At 70.7% G+C, this 16895-nt stretch carries 15 protein-coding genes; 9 read left to right on the top strand and 6 right to left on the bottom strand.

The annotated features are described in order from the left end of the window. Positions 1-4: 4 nt before the first annotated feature. Positions 5-1036 (bottom strand): hypothetical protein, encoded by a 1032-nt coding sequence (locus FLP10_RS09840; protein WP_149160695.1) that lies wholly within the window; start codon positions 1034-1036, stop codon positions 5-7. A 140-nt stretch (positions 1037-1176) separates the two neighbouring features. Between FLP10_RS09840 and FLP10_RS09835 the strand changes: the two genes are divergently transcribed. The 3 genes from FLP10_RS09835 (at position 1177) to FLP10_RS17425 (ending at position 2491) form a co-directional block, all read left to right on the top strand. Further along, positions 1177-1566 (top strand): phage holin family protein, encoded by a 390-nt coding sequence (locus FLP10_RS09835; RefSeq protein WP_149160694.1) that lies wholly within the window; start codon positions 1177-1179, stop codon positions 1564-1566. 122 nt (positions 1567-1688) lie between these two features. Next, on the top strand, positions 1689-2318 hold the full coding sequence (locus tag FLP10_RS09830) for a VOC family protein (RefSeq protein ID WP_212392669.1): 630 nt from the start codon (positions 1689-1691) through the stop codon (positions 2316-2318). 29 nt (positions 2319-2347) lie between these two features. Continuing rightward, positions 2348-2491 carry a hypothetical protein gene (locus FLP10_RS17425; RefSeq protein ID WP_168209160.1) on the top strand — a complete coding sequence of 48 codons (144 nt, stop codon included), beginning with the start codon at positions 2348-2350 and terminating at the stop codon, positions 2489-2491. Positions 2492-2623: 132 nt separating this feature from the next. Here FLP10_RS17425 and FLP10_RS09825 read toward each other — a convergent pair whose 3' ends face one another. Further along, positions 2624-2995, bottom strand: coding sequence for a UBP-type zinc finger domain-containing protein (locus FLP10_RS09825; RefSeq protein WP_149160693.1), 372 nt, complete (start codon positions 2993-2995; stop codon positions 2624-2626). After that, on the bottom strand, positions 2995-3537 hold the full coding sequence (locus FLP10_RS09820) for an EXPERA domain-containing protein (RefSeq protein ID WP_149160692.1): 543 nt from the start codon (positions 3535-3537) through the stop codon (positions 2995-2997). Before FLP10_RS09820 ends, FLP10_RS09825 begins: the two co-directional genes overlap by 1 nt. 292 nt (positions 3538-3829) lie before the next feature. Between FLP10_RS09820 and FLP10_RS09815 the strand changes: the two genes are divergently transcribed. Together FLP10_RS09815 and FLP10_RS09810 are read left to right on the top strand one after the other, a co-directional pair. Continuing rightward, the gene (locus FLP10_RS09815) at positions 3830-5380 is read left to right on the top strand and encodes a sensor histidine kinase (RefSeq protein ID WP_246149983.1); all 1551 of its coding nucleotides are present in this window, start codon (positions 3830-3832) and stop codon (positions 5378-5380) included. Beyond that, on the top strand, positions 5377-6153 hold the full coding sequence (locus FLP10_RS09810) for a response regulator (RefSeq protein WP_149160690.1): 777 nt from the start codon (positions 5377-5379) through the stop codon (positions 6151-6153). Before FLP10_RS09815 ends, FLP10_RS09810 begins: the two co-directional genes overlap by 4 nt. A 131-nt stretch (positions 6154-6284) precedes the next feature. Here the strand turns inward: FLP10_RS09810 and FLP10_RS09805 are convergent, their stop codons facing one another. Further along, a complete protein-coding gene (locus FLP10_RS09805) occupies positions 6285-7730 on the bottom strand; it encodes an MFS transporter (RefSeq protein ID WP_281286415.1) in 1446 nt (481 codons plus the stop codon). A gap of 169 nt (positions 7731-7899) precedes the next feature. On the opposite strand from FLP10_RS09805, the gene FLP10_RS09800 reads away from it, so the two are divergent. Further along, positions 7900-8784, top strand: coding sequence for an ABC transporter ATP-binding protein (locus tag FLP10_RS09800; RefSeq protein WP_149160689.1), 885 nt, complete (start codon positions 7900-7902; stop codon positions 8782-8784). Next, positions 8781-9965 (top strand): ABC transporter permease, encoded by a 1185-nt coding sequence (locus tag FLP10_RS09795; protein WP_149160688.1) that lies wholly within the window; start codon positions 8781-8783, stop codon positions 9963-9965. Before FLP10_RS09800 ends, FLP10_RS09795 begins: the two co-directional genes overlap by 4 nt. A 189-nt stretch (positions 9966-10154) precedes the next feature. Here FLP10_RS09795 and FLP10_RS09790 read toward each other — a convergent pair whose 3' ends face one another. Beyond that, positions 10155-14135 (bottom strand): phage tail protein, encoded by a 3981-nt coding sequence (locus tag FLP10_RS09790; protein ID WP_168209159.1) that lies wholly within the window; start codon positions 14133-14135, stop codon positions 10155-10157. Positions 14136-14404: 269 nt separating this feature from the next. On the opposite strand from FLP10_RS09790, the gene FLP10_RS09780 reads away from it, so the two are divergent. Then, a complete protein-coding gene (locus FLP10_RS09780; protein WP_149160687.1) occupies positions 14405-15475 on the top strand; it encodes a threonine aldolase family protein in 1071 nt (356 codons plus the stop codon). Between the two features lie 206 nt (positions 15476-15681). Further along, entirely contained in the window at positions 15682-16275 is a 594-nt protein-coding gene (locus FLP10_RS09775) for a nitroreductase family protein (protein WP_149160686.1), read from the top strand. A gap of 79 nt (positions 16276-16354) precedes the next feature. Here the strand turns inward: FLP10_RS09775 and FLP10_RS09770 are convergent, their stop codons facing one another. Continuing rightward, a complete protein-coding gene (locus FLP10_RS09770) occupies positions 16355-16825 on the bottom strand; it encodes an aromatic ring-opening dioxygenase LigA (RefSeq protein ID WP_149160685.1) in 471 nt (156 codons plus the stop codon). Positions 16826-16895 lie beyond the last annotated feature (70 nt).

Raw genomic sequence — 16895 nt, 5'->3', positions numbered from 1 at the left:
GGGGTCAGCCGAACTCGGCGTAGCCGGTCGCGTCGGCGCCGGTCGTCCAGCATCCGCCGCCGTCGAGCGACCCGCCGCTGCCGTCGGGCGAGCCGAACGCGGCGGTCGTCCACGCCGCGCGTTGCGCGTCGTCGAGGCCGGGCGGCATCGCGGCGGGGCCGTCGGTGCCGGCGTACGCGGGGTTCCAGAACTCCCAGTAGCGGTACTCGTAGCCGGCGTCGGTCATGCACGCGCGCACCGCGTCCTGGAATCCGAGCCACCGCTCACGCGGCGTCGGGCCAGTCGAGGGCGGCGGAACCGGCGCGGTGAGCGGCGCGCCCGCGGCCGCGGCCTCGTCGGCGGCGTGCCACGCGGCACCCTCGCATCCGGCGGACTGCCAGTCACCCTCCTGTGACCCGTCGCCGCGCAGCGCGTGCATCCACGCCGCTTCGGCGTCGGCGTCGAGGCCCTGCGGCATGGGGCTGCCGCCCTCCCACCAGAGCCAGTCGAGGTAGTCGAAGCCGGCGTCGGTCATGCACTGGCGCACGACGGTCTGGCGGCCGAGCCAGGCCGACTTCGCGTCGTCGGTCACGTAGGCGGGGTCGCCCGGCGTCGTGTACGGGTTGTACTTCGGCGACATCGGGTCGGTCGGGTCGGTCGACACGGGCGGATGCGTCGGAGCCGGCGTGGGCGTCGGGGCCGGCGTCTCGTCGGGTGAAGGGCCGGGAGTCGGGCCCGGAGCCGGCGCGGGAGTCGGAGGTGTCGAGGGGTTCGGCGTCGGCCCGGGGCTCGGGGTGGGCTCGGCGGTCGCCCCAGGCGGATCGGTCGGGTCGGTGCCCGGGGCCGCATCGATCTGACGGGGCTCGCCGTCGCCGGGCCGCGAGGACACCGCATCCCGCTCCCACGGCAGCACTCCCGGATGCGCCATCAGCACGGCCGGGCCATCGTGGTCGCCGAAGGCGGCGTGCGCGCCGATCGCGAACCCGGCCCCGCACAGCAGCGCGAGCGTCGCCGCGCCGATGACGGCGAGACGACGAGGCGATGGGCGCGAAGACATTCCGGGCAGTGTAAGCAGATCGGCGTGCCCCCCGCAAAGGGGACAGCGGGGGTTGCGCTCGGCAATCGGCGATCTCAGGTCCTGGATGCGCACCCGCGAGGCACCTGCTCACGGAGGGGGTCGGCCGCTAGCCTCGATCCATGATCAGGGTCTTGATCCGTCTCGCCGTCTTCCTGGGGTTGGCCGCGGTCGCCCTGCTGCTCGCCGCGCTGCTCGTGCCGGGCATGCACCTGCACTGGGCGGGCTTCATCGTCGCGATCGTGGTGTTCGCGATCGTGCAGGCGTTCGTCGCCTGGCTCGTCGAGAAGTTGTTCCGCCGGGGCGCGCCCGCGGTCGCGGGCGCCGCCGGGCTCATCTCGACGGCGGTCGCGCTCTGGCTCGCGACGCTGATCGGCGACGGGCTCGCCTTCGACGGCATCGCCCCGTGGGTGCTCGCCGCGGTCGTCGTCTGGTTGGTCACCGGCCTCATCGGATGGCTCGCCGGCAAGTACCTGTTGCCGCGCGTCGCGCCGGTGAAGACGAAGGAGTAGCCGGTCATCCACGCGTCGTAGGCGAACTTCATGCCGGAGTCGTACGGGCTGCCGAACCGGCTCGCGCAAGCGGTCAGGAATCGAGAAGCGGCCGCGCGCGCCCGGTTCGTAGCGTTGCCTGCATGGACACCATCACCACCATCACCAGCATCGATTCCGTCAGCATCGAGGCGACCGACCCGGTCGTCGCCGAGCGGTTCTACGCCGAGGCCTTCGGGCTCGGCGAGCGCATCCGCGTCATCGAGACGGATGCCCCGACGAGCGGGTTCCGCGGCTACACGCTCTCGCTCACCGTCCCGCGGCCCGGCGACGTGCGCCTGCTCGTCGACCGCGCCGTCGCAGCGGGTGCGACCGTCGTGAAGCCCATCGCGAAGAACCTGTGGGGCGTCGGCGCGACCGTGCAAGCGCCCGACGGCGCGATCTGGAAGATCGCGACCACCGCGAAGAAGGACACGACCCCCGCGACCGGCGCCGTCGATTCGATCGTGCTGCTGCTCGGGGCGGAGGACGTGACGGCCACCAAGCGGTTCTACGTCGATCATGGGCTGAAGCTGGGCAAGAGCTTCGGGTCGTACGCCGAGTTCGACCTGCCGGGTACTGCCGTCAAGCTCGGCGTCTACAAGCGCCGTGCGCTCGCGAAAGACGCGGGCGTCGACGAGGCCGGTACTGGTTCGCACCGCATCCGCATCGCATCGCGCGAGGGCGCGACCTTCACCGACCCCGACGGGTTCGTGTGGGGGCAGGCTGCCTGACGAGGCACCCGGTCGGCTGCGCTCCATGCATGGAATGGATGCTGCTCGGGGTACTGCTCGTCTTCGTGCTCGGCACGATCTCGATCACGGGTTCGCTGCGCACCATCCGCGACTCGAACGACCGCATCGTCGAGCTCCTCGAAGCCGAGGCCGCCGAGCGCGAGCGCCGCTGACCATCTCGCCCTCCGCTGGTCGAGTAGGGAGCGAAGCGACCGTCTCGAGACCACGCGACCCAGCACGCGGTCACCAGGTCTCGATACGCGTGCTCCTTCGTCGCGCGCTACTCGACCAGCGGGGTGGGTGCGTCAGCCGAGCTGGTGCAACTGCTCGCGCCAGTCGTCGGGCACACGGTTGCGGGGCGACGGCGGGCGCTGCCCCTCGGGGTGGCTCGTCGGCGGGGCGAGCTCGACGGATTCGACGGGTTCGTTCCGCGCGTAATCCCACATCCAGTCTTCGCCCGGCTCGAATGACTGGGCTACGGGATGCCCCGCCTCATGCGCGTGCCGGGTGGCATGCTGCCCGGGCGAAGAGTCGCAGCATCCGATGTGCCCGCACGCCGCGCAGCGGCGCAGGTGGAACCACCAGCCGTCGGGCAGCTCGAGGCACTCGACGCACCCCTCGCCCGACGGCGGCACCTCGGGGCGGATCGGCTCGTCGTCGGTCGCGGCATCCGTCATCAGAACCTCCGGGTGAACGGCATCGGCTTGCGCATCCGGATCAGCAGCAGGATCGGGATGAGCACGTACGGCAGGTTGAACGCGAGGAACTTCGCCGGGTTCGGGGTGACCCACTCGGGCTCGCCGAAGAACTCGACGCCGAACACGATGATGCCCGTGATCGACGCGATCATGGTCGCGTAGATGACGGCGGGCAGCTGGATCCAATTCCAGCCCTTGATCAGCGCTGGCACGAGCACCAGGTAGAACGCGAGGTACACGAAGGCGCTGAGACCCGTGACGATGCGCATCCACACCGGCGGGTTCTGGAACAGGGGGTCGGTGTCGTGCGCGTACCACCAGTTCGAGTTCACGATGAAGTTCGGCGACGGCTGGTTGAAGTCGATGCCGAGGGTGGGCACCATGTCGGCGATCGAGCTCGTCACGATGAACAGGCTGAACACGACGACGAAGAAGATGTCGATGGGGCGGTCGCGCAGGCGCAGGTTCGCGGGGGCGGCCGAGGTCGTCGGCGGGGCGGGCTTCGACGCAGGGGCGGTCATGGCTCACGAGCGTAGCGGGCCGCGTCCCACCCGTCAGTCCGCCCGTCCCTCCGCCCTCCCGCCCGTCCCTCCCTCCGCCCTCCCGCCCGTCCCTCCCTCCGCCCTCCCGCCCGTCCCTCCCTCCGCCCTCCCGCGAGTGTTTCCGTTTGCGCACTCGGTTTCCGGTCTTCGGGAAACGCAGTGCGCAAACGGAAACACTCGCGAGAGCCTGCGCGGCGGGCGCGGGGCGGGCGCCGGGACATCCGTCGCGTGACGGATGCCTCGCGCTCGCGCGGCGGCTAGCGTGAACGGAGTGACCGCCCGTCCTGCCACCGCCGCGCCCGTCGACCCGGCCGCACCCGGCGACCCGGCCGCGCAGGCCCGAACCGCCGCGCCGGCCACGGCGAGCACGCCGGCCACGCCGACCGCGCGCGCCCGAACCGCCGACGACGCCGACTGGCTGCGCCCCCGCCCCACGCGCACGCAGGTGCGCAACGACGTGCTGCTTGCAGTCGTGCTGTTCGCGGGAACCTTCCTGAGCACCCTGCTCTACCGCACTGCGGGCTTCTGGGAGGATCCGTCGCCGCTCTGGCTCGCGATGCTCTGGTGCGCAGGCATGGCGCTGCCGCTCGCCGCTCGCCGCGTCGTTCCCGAGATCGTCGCGCTCGTGCTCACGGCGGTCTTCTTCGCCGGCGCGGTCGCCCAGCTCGCCGAGCCGCTGTTCTCGAACATCGACCTGTTCATCGCGATCTACACGGTCGGCGCCTGGAGCCGACGCCGTCGGTGGGCGCTCATCACACGCGTGCTCATCGTCGTGACCATGCTGGTGTGGCTGTTCTGGGGGCTCATCATCGCCTCGAACGTGCCCGACCACCTGCCCGAGCTCTCGCGCGAAGCCGATGGCGGCATCGTGTCGCCGTACGTCGCGTTCGCGCTCATCAACATCGTCACGAACCTGCTGTACTTCGGCGGCGCCTGGTACTTCGGCGACACCGCGTTCCGGTCGGCCCGCTCGCGCGCGTCGCTCGAGCAGCGCACCGCCGAGCTCGCCGCCGAGCGCGAGCGCAGCCGGGCGCAGGCGGTCGAGCTCGAGCGGCTGCGCATCGCCCGCGAATTGCACGACGTGGTCGCTCACCACGTGTCGGTGATCGGCGTGCAGGCGGGCGCCGCCCGGCGGGTGCTCGCCCGCGACCCCGAGGCGGCGGCCGCCTCGCTCACCGCGATCGAGTCGAGCGCGCGCGAAGCGATCGCCGAACTGCATGGCCTGCTCGGCACGCTGCGACACGGCGACTCGGATGTCGCGGAGGCCGCCGTCAGCGATGTCTCGACCGTGACCGGCCCGACCGAGGCGGTCGCCCGCGGCTTCGCCGACCTCGCCGCGCTCGCCGACGCGACGACCGACGCAGGGGTGCCGACGGGCTTCCGCGTGATCGGCGAGCCGAGCGATGCTGGCGCACTGGTCGGGCTCACCGCGTATCGCATCGCGCAGGAGGCCCTCACGAACGTGCGCAAGCACGCCGGTGCGGGTGCGACCGCCGACCTTCGGGTGCGGTGGAGCGAGGCATCCGTCGAGGTCGAGGTGACCGACACCGGGCTGGGCCGCGCCACCGTGATCGGCGGCGCCGGCGCGCCGGCGGCCGGGGGCGGCCTCGGTCAGGCTGGCATGCGCGAGCGGGTCGCCGCGGTCGGCGGCGAGCTCGAGCTGGGGCCGCGTCATCGCGGCGGCTACCTCGTGCGCGCGACACTGCCGCTTCGGCGGGCGGATGCCGCTGCCTCGGCCGCGCCGCAGACCCGTGCGTCGCGGCCGGATGTCTCGCAGCCGGATGCCTCGCAGTCGGATGCCTCGCAGGGGGTCCAGGCGTGACGATTCGCGTGCTCGTGGTCGACGACCAGGCGCTCGTGCGCGCTGGGTTCCGCACCATCCTCGACTCGGAGCCCGGCATCGAGGTGGTCGGCGAGGCCGACGACGGCGCCGCGGCGATCGATGCGGTCGGCAGGCTCGACCCCGACGTCGTCTGCATGGATGTGCAGATGCCCGGTGTCGACGGACTCACCGCGACCAGGCGGATCGTCGCCGATGGCGGCCATCGGCCGGCCGTGCTCGTCCTGACCACGTTCAACCGCGACGACTACCTGTTCGACGCGCTCGAGGCCGGCGCGAGCGGGTTCCTGCTCAAGAACTCGAGCCCCGAGCAGCTCATCGAGGCGGTGCAAGTGGTCGCCCGCGGCGACGCCCTGCTCTCGCCCGACGTGACCCGCAGCGTGATCGCCGCCGCCGCGCGCCGCACCGCGCGCACGCCCGACCCCGACGTCACCGCGCGCACGCCCGAGCCCGACGTCGAGCGTTTCCGTTCGCGCACCGCGTTTCCGCCGGATCGGAAACCGAATGCACCAACGGAAACACTCGCCGAGGCTGGAGCCCACCCGGCACTCGCCGCGCTCACCGACCGCGAGCGCGAGGTGCTCGAACTGCTCGCGCTCGGCATCTCGAACGCCGAGATCGCCGCCCGCCTGTGGGTCGGCGAGGCGACGGTGAAGACGCACGTGTCGAACGTGCTGCAGAAGCTCGGCCTGCGCGACCGCGTGCACGCCGTCGTCTACGCCTACGAGCACGGGGTCGTGCGGCCGCAGGGCTGACCCGGCACCGACGTGACCGGGTCAGGGGCGGGTGCGATACTCGCATCCGGTCACCTTCATCGAGCGCGCGGCGATCAGCCGAGCTCGCGCATCAGGAGCGCGGTGCGCAGGCTGCGCACCGCGTCTTGAGGTCACCGACCGGCCTCCACCTCGTCTGCGCCTTCGTCGACGATGTCTGTCGCGGAGGCAGCAGGCTCGGCCCCCGGCTCGGCTCCGGGCGCATCCCCCGGGGCCGACTCGTACCGCGCCGACAGCACGCGATACGACTTCGTCGTGAACGCGGCGAGCGCGAGCACCACCATCACCAGTCCGGCGAACACGAACACCAGCGCGATGCCACGTGCGGCGCCGTCACCGAGCAGCCAGCCCCACGTACTCTGCCCGTCGGCGCCCTCCATGTAGGGGATGATCCAGAACTCGGCGATCGGCGCGATGAGGAACGCCGTGATCGGCGCAGCCGCCGCCTCGAACGCCTGCGCGAACCCGAACACCCGCCCCTGCGTGCGGAAAGGCACCACCTTCTGGATGACGGTCTGCTCGGCCGCCTCCACCGCGGGGATGAGCATCATGTACAGCCAGATGCCGCCGGCGTACAGCCACCACCAGTCGCGCAGCGTGAACAGCGAGCCGAGCACGCCCATGATGACGACGAGCCACAGCATCGTGCGGATGGGGTTGCGGCCGAGCCCGACCTTCGCCACGACGGCTCCGCCGATCAGGAACCCGGTCGCGGTGACCGCGAGCACGATGCCCCAGATCTCGACCGGGAACAGCTCGAGGCCGTACGGATCCATGAGCGCCATGTAGACGCCGCCGATGAGGTTGTTGAACGTCGAGAAGATGATGAGCGCGAACAGCCCCGACGCGGCCTTGATAGCTCTGATGCTGCCGCGCAGGTCGAACGTCGACGCGTGCTCTCCCTCGGCTGGCTCGGGCTTCGCCTCGGGAATGCGCACGAACGCGAGGTGCACGAGCGCGAGCAGCGTGAACCCGATCGCGATGACCAGCGTCCACCCCATGCCGAGCAGCCCGATCGCCAGCCCCGAGAAGACGCTCGTCACGATGAACGCGAGCCCCTGTACCGTGCCGACCAGGCCGTTCGCGTTCGCGTGCCGCTCGACCGGCACGAGCAACGTCACGGTGGTCGACAGCGCGATGTTGCGCAGGTTCTCGACGACCGCACCGAACAGGATCACCCCGGTGAACACCCAGAACCACGGCCCGCCGAGGTCGACGAGCGCCTCCTCGGGCTGTGCGAGGTAGAGCCCGCCCGCCGCCGCGAACGCGGCGAACGTGACGATGCTCGACACGAGCATCACCCGGTGCTTGCGGTACCGGTCGACGAGCGTGCCGAACAGGATGCCGAACACCGCGACGAGCAGCATGTACGCGCCGCCGATGATGCCGGTCGCGAGCACGGACCGCGTCTCGAGGTACACCCAGAACGTCAGCGCGAACCACAGGAAGCTCGTGGTCACGTTCGCGATGAGCGTGTTCACGAGCACCTGCACGAAGGTGCGCATCCCCGTCGGGGGCGTCTCGCCGGCGGAAGGGTTCGAGGTGGTCGCCTCGGTCATCCTGCGAGCGTAGCCAGCACCTCCGACATCGGGAACCCCCCGGATGCCTCGCGGCTCCCCCGCGCGGCGGAGGCGACCGCATCGCGCGCCACGCGACATCCGACACCGCCTCCGAAGACCCCCCACGCGACGGATGCCTCGCCCGCGAGGCATCCGTACCGTGACATCCATGCTCGAACTCGACGGACTCACCAAGCGCTACGGCGACCGCCTCGCGCTCGACGGCGTCAGCTTCGCCGTCGGCGACGGCCGGCTCACCGGCTTCGTCGGCGGCAACGGCGCCGGCAAGACCACGACCATGCGCATCGTCCTCGGCGTGCTCGCGGCCGATGCCGGTGCGGTGCGCCTCGACGGCCGCACCGTCACCGCGACCGACCGGCGCCGTTTCGGCTACATGCCCGAGGAGCGTGGCCTCTACCCCAAGATGAAGGTGCTCGAGCAGACGGTCTACCTCGCCCGCCTGCACGGCTGGTCGACCGCGGCGGCCCGACGCAACGCGACCGAGCTGCTCGAGCGGCTCGGGCTCGAGGAGCGATTGGACGACACCGTCGAGTCGCTCTCGCTCGGCAACCAGCAACGCGCGCAGATCGCCGCCGCGCTCGTGCACCGGCCCGACCTGCTGATCCTCGACGAGCCGTTCTCGGGCCTCGACCCGATGGCGGTCGACGTCGTGCAGGGCGTGCTCGCCGACGCCGCCGCGCAGGGCGCGCCCGTGCTGTTCTCGAGCCACCAGCTCGACGTGGTCGAGCGCATCTGCGACGACCTCGTGATCATCGCCGACGGGCGCATCGCCGCCGCAGGTGCACGCGACGCCCTCCGCGAGGAGCACGGCACCGCTCGCTGGGAGCTGCTCACCGGCGGCGACGCCGGCTGGGTGCGCGACGTGCCCGGCGTCGAGGTGGTCGGCTTCGACGGCGGATGGGCGCTCTTCGAACCCGAATCGGATGCCTCGCGGCAGGCGGTGCTCGAAGAGGCCGTGCGCCGCGGCGAGGTCGTCAGCTTCACCCGCGAGCAGACCACGCTCGCCCAGATCTTCAAGGAGGTCGTGCAATGAGCACCGCCGTTTCAGTGCAGAAGGAGCAGCACGAGCCGCGTTTCAGCGAAACCGTCGGGCTCGTCGCGTCGCGCGAGATCATGTCGCGGCTGCGCAGCAAGGCGTTCGTCATCTCGACGCTCGTGCTCATGCTCGCCGTGCTCGCATCGGTCGTGATCGGCTCGCTCGTGAGCGCCAACCAGGAGCCGCCGAAGGTCGCCGTCGTCGGCGAGGCATCCGACGCGGTCGCCGCGACCGGCCTGCGCTCGGAGCCCGCCGCCGACCTCGACGCGGCCGAGCAGTTGCTGCGCGACGGCGACGTCGACGCGATCGTGGCGCCCACGGCGCTGGTCGAGTCATCCGGCCTGCTCGATGACGCGACGACCGTGACCAGCGGCGCGGATGCCTCGCAGGCCGCGTCGTCCGCCGCGTTCGACGTGACCGTGGTCGGCATCGACCAGGCGCCGCGCAGCGTCGTGCAGGCGCTCGCGATCACGCCGCCGTTCGCCGTGCTCGACCCGGCACCTGCCGACCCGCTGCTCGCCTACTTCGTCGCGCTCGGCTTCGGCATCGTGTTCTTCTTCTCGGCGATCACGTTCGGGTCGACCATCGCGCAGTCGGTGGTGGAGGAGAAGCAGACCCGCATCATCGAGATCCTGCTGTCGGCGGTGTCGGCGCGGGCGCTGCTCACCGGCAAGGTGATCGGCAACAGCGTGATGGCGTTCGGGCAGATCATCGCGATCGCCGCGCTCGCGATCCTCGGGCTCGCCGTGACCGGGCAGCGCGTGCTGCTCGGCGGTCTCGGACCGTCGGTGGTCTGGTTCGTGGTGTTCTTCGCGATCGGGTTCGTGATGCTCGCGGCCCTGTTCGCGGCGACGGCGGCGACCGTGTCGCGGGCCGAAGACGTGGGCAATGTGACCACGCCCGTGACCATGCTCGTGATGATCCCCTACTTCCTCGTCGTATTCCTCAACGACAACCCGACCGTGCTCACGATCATGAGCTACGTGCCGTTCTCCGCCCCGATCGGCATGCCCGTGCGGATCTTCCTCGAGCAGGCCGAGTGGTGGGAGCCGATCCTCTCGCTCGTGATCCTCATTGCGACGACCGTGCTCGCGGTGCTCATCGGCGAGCGGATGTACCGCAACTCGCTGCTGCGCACCGGCGCGCGGGTGAAGTTCAGCGAGGCGCTGCGGGGGTAGCGCTCGCGCGCTCTGGGTCGCTCGGTTCCGCGAGCGAGCTGGATGCCTCGGGCGCACGCAGCCCGAGGCATCCAGTACCCACACCGAAAGCAGGATGAGCCGGGCTCTCCCATCTGTATCGGGGGATGACGCGGCTCATCCGGTTTTCCGGCCGCCTCAGGCAGACACGCGAGCGAGGCATCCGTGAGCTCACGCACTCTCGCCCGGCCCGCGGAAGTCCATCCCGACGCCGGCATCCCAGTCGACCTTCTCGCGCGACTGGGTGTCCTCGTTCTCGCTGCCCCACGAACTGTTCACCGAGCGCGGCACGATCTCGAACTTCCCCTGCCCGTACCAGGCCTTCCGGGTCGCCTGATCGGTGTTCTTGCCGGCTCCGTTGAAATGGCTGACGACGGTCGGATCGTGGTCGAGGGTGGCTTCGCCGACGCCCTTGTGCACGTTCTCGTACCAGACGTTCTCGTAGAACCACCTCTGACCGGGATGCTTGCCGACGTCGTCCTTGTGCCGGAGCCCGTCGCCGACTCCGTAGGTCGTGGTGAGCCGCCGGAGCTTCATCGCATCGACGACCGGGCCGTAGTCGGTGCCGTAGAAGAGCGACCGCCACTTCTTCTTGTACTCGGGGGCGATGAAGAACTTCCCCATCGGGGGACCCTCCACGACGTACTTCGACTTGTGGATGCCGCCGGTGTGCGGCCGCAGCTCGTCCTTCGTCTCGTCGTGGTTCTTCAGGAACTTCGCGACCGGGAATCCGCGGGCCAGCGACGTCGAGGCTTTCGGGCCTCGGCCGGTCTTCTTGACGAACGAGCAGTAGACGACCTGTGTCGCCGCGTCGACACGGTCGACCTTCGCCACGACCCACTCCTCCTGGGTGCGGCCGATCACGATCAACGTGCCGACGAGTGAGGTCGCCCGGGCGAGTTGCTCGGCGGTGGTCGCGGCGGCGGGGGGCGCAGCGACCGGTCGGTCGGGGGTGTTCGCGTCCTCGCGTTGCACGTGCACGTGATAGGTGTTCGGCGCCCGCCCTGAGACGAGCTCCGCCCGCGCGAGCCCATACTCCGACCTGATCGCCGGAAGCGCCCCGCGCACCGATTCCAGCGTGGCTCCGGGCGCGGTCAGTACGCGATCCGCGCGGTCGCGTGCCTCGCGCACCGATCCCCGGCCACCGCGCAGATCGGCCACCTTCCCCTTCACCCACTGCTTGCCCGCCTCGGCCTTGCCCTTCACCCACGCCTTGCCGGCGGCGACCTTGGCCTTCACCCGCGTGCTGATGCCCTTGATGCCGCGGATGATCGGGCCCGCGAGCTTCAGCCCGCCCTTGATGATCGCGTCGATGGCCTTGGTGATGGGCCGCTGAATGGCCTTCAGGATCGACCGGATCTTCTCGCCGATGCCGCCGATGCCGAGCACGCTCGCCATGAAGCCGATGAGGATCGGCACCATGCGGCCGAGCGCCTGGTCGACCTTGTCGACGACGACGCTCACGTTGCCGCGCGCGATCTCGACCACGCCGTCGAGCACGGTGTTCACGAACTCGGCGATGCGGGCGGCGTTGTTCACGAAGAACATGACGACGTCGTAGATCAGCTTGCAGGCCTTGATGAACGCGGCGGCGGGGTTCAGCAGCCCGATCAGCCATTGGATGCCGGCGACGATGATCTTCGTCACGACGAAGTCCTGCAGCTGCTCCATGATCATGGCCTTGATGTCGCCGATCTTCTCGACGAGCTTCTGCCAGAGTCCGCCGATGCCCTGGTCCTTCATGATCTGGAAGATCTCGACGCCCTTCTCGACCGCGTTCATCGCGGTGTCGCCGATCTGCTTCACGATCCGGTTGCGGATGTTCGTCCAGGTGAGCCCGAAGACGGATGCCACGAGCTTGACGATCCCCTTGATGTCGAATGAGTCGGGCAGTTCGATGCCGGCGTCGCCGAGCTGGCCGAACAGCCAGCCCATGAGGCCCTTCTTCAGGTGCTCCTCGATGCCGTTGAAGAACTTCTCGATGCCGCCCTTCACGCCGGCGATCAGGTTGCCGAGGAACTTCACGGGCGCCGCGATGATGTCGCCGATGACGCTGACGGCCCGCGCGAGCGCGTTCGTCAGCATGGCGACGAGCTCGCGGATGGTGTTGATGACGGCCTTGATCGCGCCGATCGCCTTGTCGACGAGTCCCTTGTTCTCGGCCTGCAGCGCCTCGATGCGCTCATCGAGGCCCGACCGGGCTTCGACGTACTTCGACGCGAGCGTCTCGACGACCTCGTTCTGCTTGTCGTTCACGTCGCTCTCGAGCTGTTCGAACCGGTCGCCGATCTCGGTCGCCGCTTCGGAGCCGACCTTCTGCAGGTCCTGCGGCAGCGACTTCACGTAGGCGGCGATCTCGGCGCGGCCCTTCGCGATGCGCTGCTTCGCCTTCGTGAGATCCGTGGCGACGATGTCCGCGACCCCCGAGATCACCCCGTCCATGCGCTTCAGGTACAGCTCGCGGCCGGCCTCGTAGAACTCGTCGACCTTGGCGGGCATGCCGAAGAGCTTGTCCTTGGCCCAGCGCAGGCCGCCGAGCCATCCGCCGTACCGATCCGCCTTGTAGGCCGACATCTTCTGCGAGACGTACGACTCGAACGCGGCCCGCGCGCTCGCCTCGCCGGTCTCGAACGCCTTCTCGACCTTCGGGTCGATGCCGTCGAGCAGTTGCTTCACGTCGGTCTCGGTCGCGGCGAAGATCGACTGGATCTTCGCGGTCACCTCGGCGCGCTTCTGCTCGTCCTTCGACTTCGCCTTGCCCTTCTGCGCGACGAGCTGCGCGAGGGCGGCGGCCTTCGACCCCTGCATGCCCTGCATGCCCGCCGCGGTGGTGGCCGAGGCATCCGCCCTGCTCTGCTCGATGGTGGCCTGCTCCTGCGAGCGATACTCCGCGGGGGCCGTGTCGGCGTGCTTGGCCGCCTCCTGCTTGTCGGCCAGCGCGCCCTGGAACTCGGGCTCGTTCGACTCGGCCAGCTGCTGGTCGGTGACGTTCGCCTGCGCCATCTCGTCGCCGACCTGCTGCTTGCCGGCCTGCAGGTTGGTCTGCTCTGGCGGCGCGGGCTTCGGCACGGCCCCGGCGGCGGGCACGGATGGCGCGGGGCCCGGGTTCTCGGGCGCGAGCGGCGTCACGGGCTTGGCGACCGCCTTCGAGGTGTCGGGCGGAGCATCCGTCGCCTGCTCGATGTCCTTCGCCGACTCGTTCGTGCCCTGGCCGACGAGACCCTTGATCTCGCCCTTCACGTCGCCGGCCTTGCCCGACTTCGCCGCGTCGTCGGCCTCTTTCAGCGTCTTCGGCGACTTCGCCTCGATCGCGGCCTTCACCGCGGCGATGAACGCCTTCTTGTCGAACGACCCGGGCTGCTGCGCATCCATCGTGTCGGCCTTGGCGGCCTTCGCCTGCCCGGCGAGGTCGTCGGCGGGTGCGACGGCGGCGCCCTGCGCCTCCTGCGCCTTCGCGGCGGCTGGCGGATGGGCGCGCTTGGCGGCCCCGACCGCCTTGACTCCGCCGGCCACCTTCGCGAACGCGGGATCCTGCGCGGGCTTGGTGTGCGCGGGCGGCTCGGGCGGCAGCAGCAGCTTGTCGGCGCTGAGCGGTGCGGATGCCGCGGCGCCCGCGGCGGCGCCACCTGCTGCCGCACCGCCGCCCGCCGTCATCGCGCCGACCGGGCTCGCGGGCTTCGCCGGCCCGGCGGCCTTGGGCTTCGCGGCGGCGGCCTTGCCGAGCGGCGACACCGCCGGAACGGGCTTGGGCGGCGGCACGGGCTTCTTGCCGGCGACCGAGCCCGGACCGAATCCCGTCTTCGTCACGGCGAGCGCGGCGGCCGGCGGCTTCGGCCCCTCGAGGTCGACGGGAACCCCGACCGCCTTGGCCTGCTTGAGCCCCTGCTCGACGGTGTCGATCGCCGGCTCGTCACGGCGCAGTTCGCGCAGCGCGGCGTCGATCTCGGATCCCGCCTGCTCGCTCGGCCACTTCAGCTTCGCGGCCATGAGTGCGCTCACGGCCGCGTTGCCCGCCGTGCGCTGCAGCGCGAGCACGGCACCGGCCCGGCCCGCGGGGGCGTGGGGTGCCGTGCCGGCGCCCCGATGCCGGGCGTCGGCGAGCGCGCTGGTGACGGCAGCCCTCGTGGCGACCGAGTGCGGTGCGCCGGCCATGCTTCGAGTCTCGCCGAGGGTCGCGGCATCCGACCCGCCCGCGACGCACCCGATGGGGCACGCCCGCCTGCCCCATCGGGCAGCGCCCACCCTCTCCCCCTCCCCACCCTCTCCCCACCCTCCCTCTCCCTCTCCCTCTCCCTCTCCCTCTCCCCACCCACCCTCTCCCTCTCCGAGTGTTTCCGTTTGTGCACCGCGTTTCCGCACGAACGGACACCGAGCGCGCGACCGGAAACACTCGGCGGTGATGACGATGCGAGGATGGTTCGGTGAACCAGCTCCACGACACCGCCATCCGCGGCTTCGCCTCCGACAACTACTCCGGTGTGCACCCCGAGGTGCTCGACGCCATCGCGACCGCGAACGGCGGCCACCAGGTCGCCTACGGCGAAGACCAGTACACCGAGCGCCTGCAGCAGGTGTTCGCGCAGCACTTCGGCGAGGGCGTCGAGGCGTTCCCGGTGTTCAACGGCACGGGCGCGAACGTGACCGCGCTGCAGTCGATGCTGCCGCGCTGGGGCGCCGTCATCAGCGCGAAGACCGCGCACATCAACTCCGACGAGGGCGGAGCGCCCGAGCGCGTCGGCGGCATGAAGCTGCTGACCGTCGAGGCGCCCGACGGCAAGCTCACGCCCGAGCTCGTCGACCGCGAGGCGTGGGGCTGGGGCGACGAGCACCGCGCGCAACCGCTCGTCGTGTCGATCACGCAGACCACCGAGCTGGGCACCGCGTACACCGCCGACGAGATCCGCGCGCTGGCCGACCACGTGCACGGGCACGGCATGAAACTGCACCTCGACGGCGCTCGTCTCGCGAACGCGGCGGCCTCGCTCGATCTGCCGCTGCGCGCGTTCACGCGCGACGCCGGCGTCGACGTGCTGAGCTTCGGCGGCACCAAGAACGGCGCGCTCGGCGCCGAGGCGATCGTGGTGCTGAACCCCGAGGCATCCGACGGACTCGTCTACCTGCGCAAGCTGAACATGCAGCTCGCGTCGAAGATGCGGTTCGTGTCGGCGCAGCTGATCGCGCTGCTCGACGGCGATCTGTGGCTGCGCAGCGCCGCGCACGCGAACGCGATGGCGAGCCGCCTGCGTGACGCGCTCGACGCCGGCATCGCGTCGGGCGAACTGCACGGGCTCGGGTTCACGCAGGCGACCCAGTCGAACGGGGTCTTCGCAACGCTGCCCGACGGCGCGGCCGACCGGCTGCGCGCGCGCGGGTTCCGCTTCTACGACTGGGATGCCTCGCGCAACGAGGTGCGCTGGATGTGCTCGTTCGACACGACCGAGGCCGACATCGACGCGTTCGTGTCAGCGATCGGCGAGGAGCTCACCGCCTGAGCGCACGCTGCCGGCCTCGCCGCCGAGTGTTTCCGCCCCCACCCGATGTGGCCGCTCGAGCGGCCGAACTCAGTGCAACCGGAAACACTCGATGAGCGCGAGCGCACGCACGAGGCGCCCAGGGAATAGGCGTAACATCCATGCGTTGTAATCGATCAGGTCAACGGCGCCCGATCCCGTTCCCCGATCCGAAGGCACCGCAGCGCATGACCCTCGTCACCGAACTCACCTCACGCAAGGCCGACACGACCGCCCCGCTCATCGACCCGCTCGTCGAGCGCTGGAGTCCGCGCGCGTACGACCCCGCGGCTGAGGTGTCGGTCGACCTGCTGCGCACCATCCTCGAGGCCGCCCGCTGGGCGCCGTCGGCGAACAACTCGCAGCCGTGGCGGTTCATCGTCGCCCGCCGCGGCACCGACGCGTTCGCGACCGTGCACGGCGCGCTGATGGGCTTCAACCGCGAGTGGGCCGACTCGGCCGCCGTGCTCATCGTGAACGTGGCCGAGACCGCCGACGACGAGGGCCGGCCGCGCCCGTGGGGCCGCTACGACCTCGGCCAGGCCGTGGCGCACCTCACCGTGCAGGCGCAGCACGAGGGCCTGCACACGCACCAGATGGGCGGGTTCGACGCCGCCCGCATCGCCGATGCCTTCGGCCTCGCCGCGAACCTCGAAGTCGTCTCGATCACCGCGATCGGCGTGCTCGGCGACGTCGACGCGCTCTCCGCACCGCTGCGCGAGCGCGAGGTCGCCCCTCGATCGCGCAAGCCGCTCGAAGAGCTGGTGGTCGCGGCCGCATAGCCACCCGGCAGCGCACGCGCGGATGCCTCGGGCCACGTCGGCCCGAGGCATCCGCCGTCCTGGTCTGAGCCCGTCTCGTCTACGTCTGCTTCGGGAACGGCGGTACGACGACCCGCAGCGACCATCCGAACAGGATGAACAGCAACCCGACGCCGCCCGCCATGAGCGCGACGCCGAACGCGATGACGGACGTGAACAGCGACGCGCGCAGGAACGAGGCGTTCATGACGGTCGCCCGCAGCGGATCCTCACGGTCGAGCTCGGCGTAGGTCTTGCCGTCGGCCATCTCGCGGGCATGCATGTCGATGACGCCCGCCTGGATGAACGCGTCGATCGGGCCGTCGACGACCTTGCCCGCGAAGATCGGCGCGTCGTCGGGGATCACGATGTCTTCGGCGCGCAGCTGGTTCGACACCGAGATCCACGCCAAGATCGCGACGACGACCATCGCGATGCCGCCCACGATGCCCGCGAGCCCGGTCAGGCGCACCACGTTCACCTGGCCGCGGCTCAGCGTCGTTCCGCCGGTCTCGAACTGCTCTTCGGTCATACGACGTCCCCCTTCGTCGAGCGCGCCCCCGCCGGCGCCCCTGCGCCCACGCTAGCGGGAGGCGGGGGCG

Source organism: Agromyces intestinalis, from assembly GCF_008365295.1.
GTDB classification, from domain to species: domain Bacteria; phylum Actinomycetota; class Actinomycetes; order Actinomycetales; family Microbacteriaceae; genus Agromyces; species Agromyces intestinalis.
This window is presented reverse-complemented; position numbering and strand designations above follow the sequence as displayed.

Coding starts and splice junctions, on each gene's coding strand:
- FLP10_RS09775 (WP_149160686.1), top strand. CDS start 15,682: ATGACCCTCGTCACCGAACTCACCTCACGCAAGGCCGACACGACCGCC.
- FLP10_RS09830 (WP_212392669.1), top strand. CDS start 1,689: ATGGACACCATCACCACCATCACCAGCATCGATTCCGTCAGCATCGAG.
- FLP10_RS09805 (WP_281286415.1), bottom strand. CDS start 7,730: ATGACCGAGGCGACCACCTCGAACCCTTCCGCCGGCGAGACGCCCCCG.
- FLP10_RS09820 (WP_149160692.1), bottom strand. CDS start 3,537: ATGACCGCCCCTGCGTCGAAGCCCGCCCCGCCGACGACCTCGGCCGCC.
- FLP10_RS09795 (WP_149160688.1), top strand. CDS start 8,781: ATGAGCACCGCCGTTTCAGTGCAGAAGGAGCAGCACGAGCCGCGTTTC.
- FLP10_RS17425 (WP_168209160.1), top strand. CDS start 2,348: ATGGAATGGATGCTGCTCGGGGTACTGCTCGTCTTCGTGCTCGGCACG.
- FLP10_RS09800 (WP_149160689.1), top strand. CDS start 7,900: ATGCTCGAACTCGACGGACTCACCAAGCGCTACGGCGACCGCCTCGCG.
- FLP10_RS09840 (WP_149160695.1), bottom strand. CDS start 1,036: ATGTCTTCGCGCCCATCGCCTCGTCGTCTCGCCGTCATCGGCGCGGCG.
- FLP10_RS09835 (WP_149160694.1), top strand. CDS start 1,177: ATGATCAGGGTCTTGATCCGTCTCGCCGTCTTCCTGGGGTTGGCCGCG.
- FLP10_RS09825 (WP_149160693.1), bottom strand. CDS start 2,995: ATGACGGATGCCGCGACCGACGACGAGCCGATCCGCCCCGAGGTGCCG.
- FLP10_RS09770 (WP_149160685.1), bottom strand. CDS start 16,825: ATGACCGAAGAGCAGTTCGAGACCGGCGGAACGACGCTGAGCCGCGGC.
- FLP10_RS09790 (WP_168209159.1), bottom strand. CDS start 14,135: ATGGCCGGCGCACCGCACTCGGTCGCCACGAGGGCTGCCGTCACCAGC.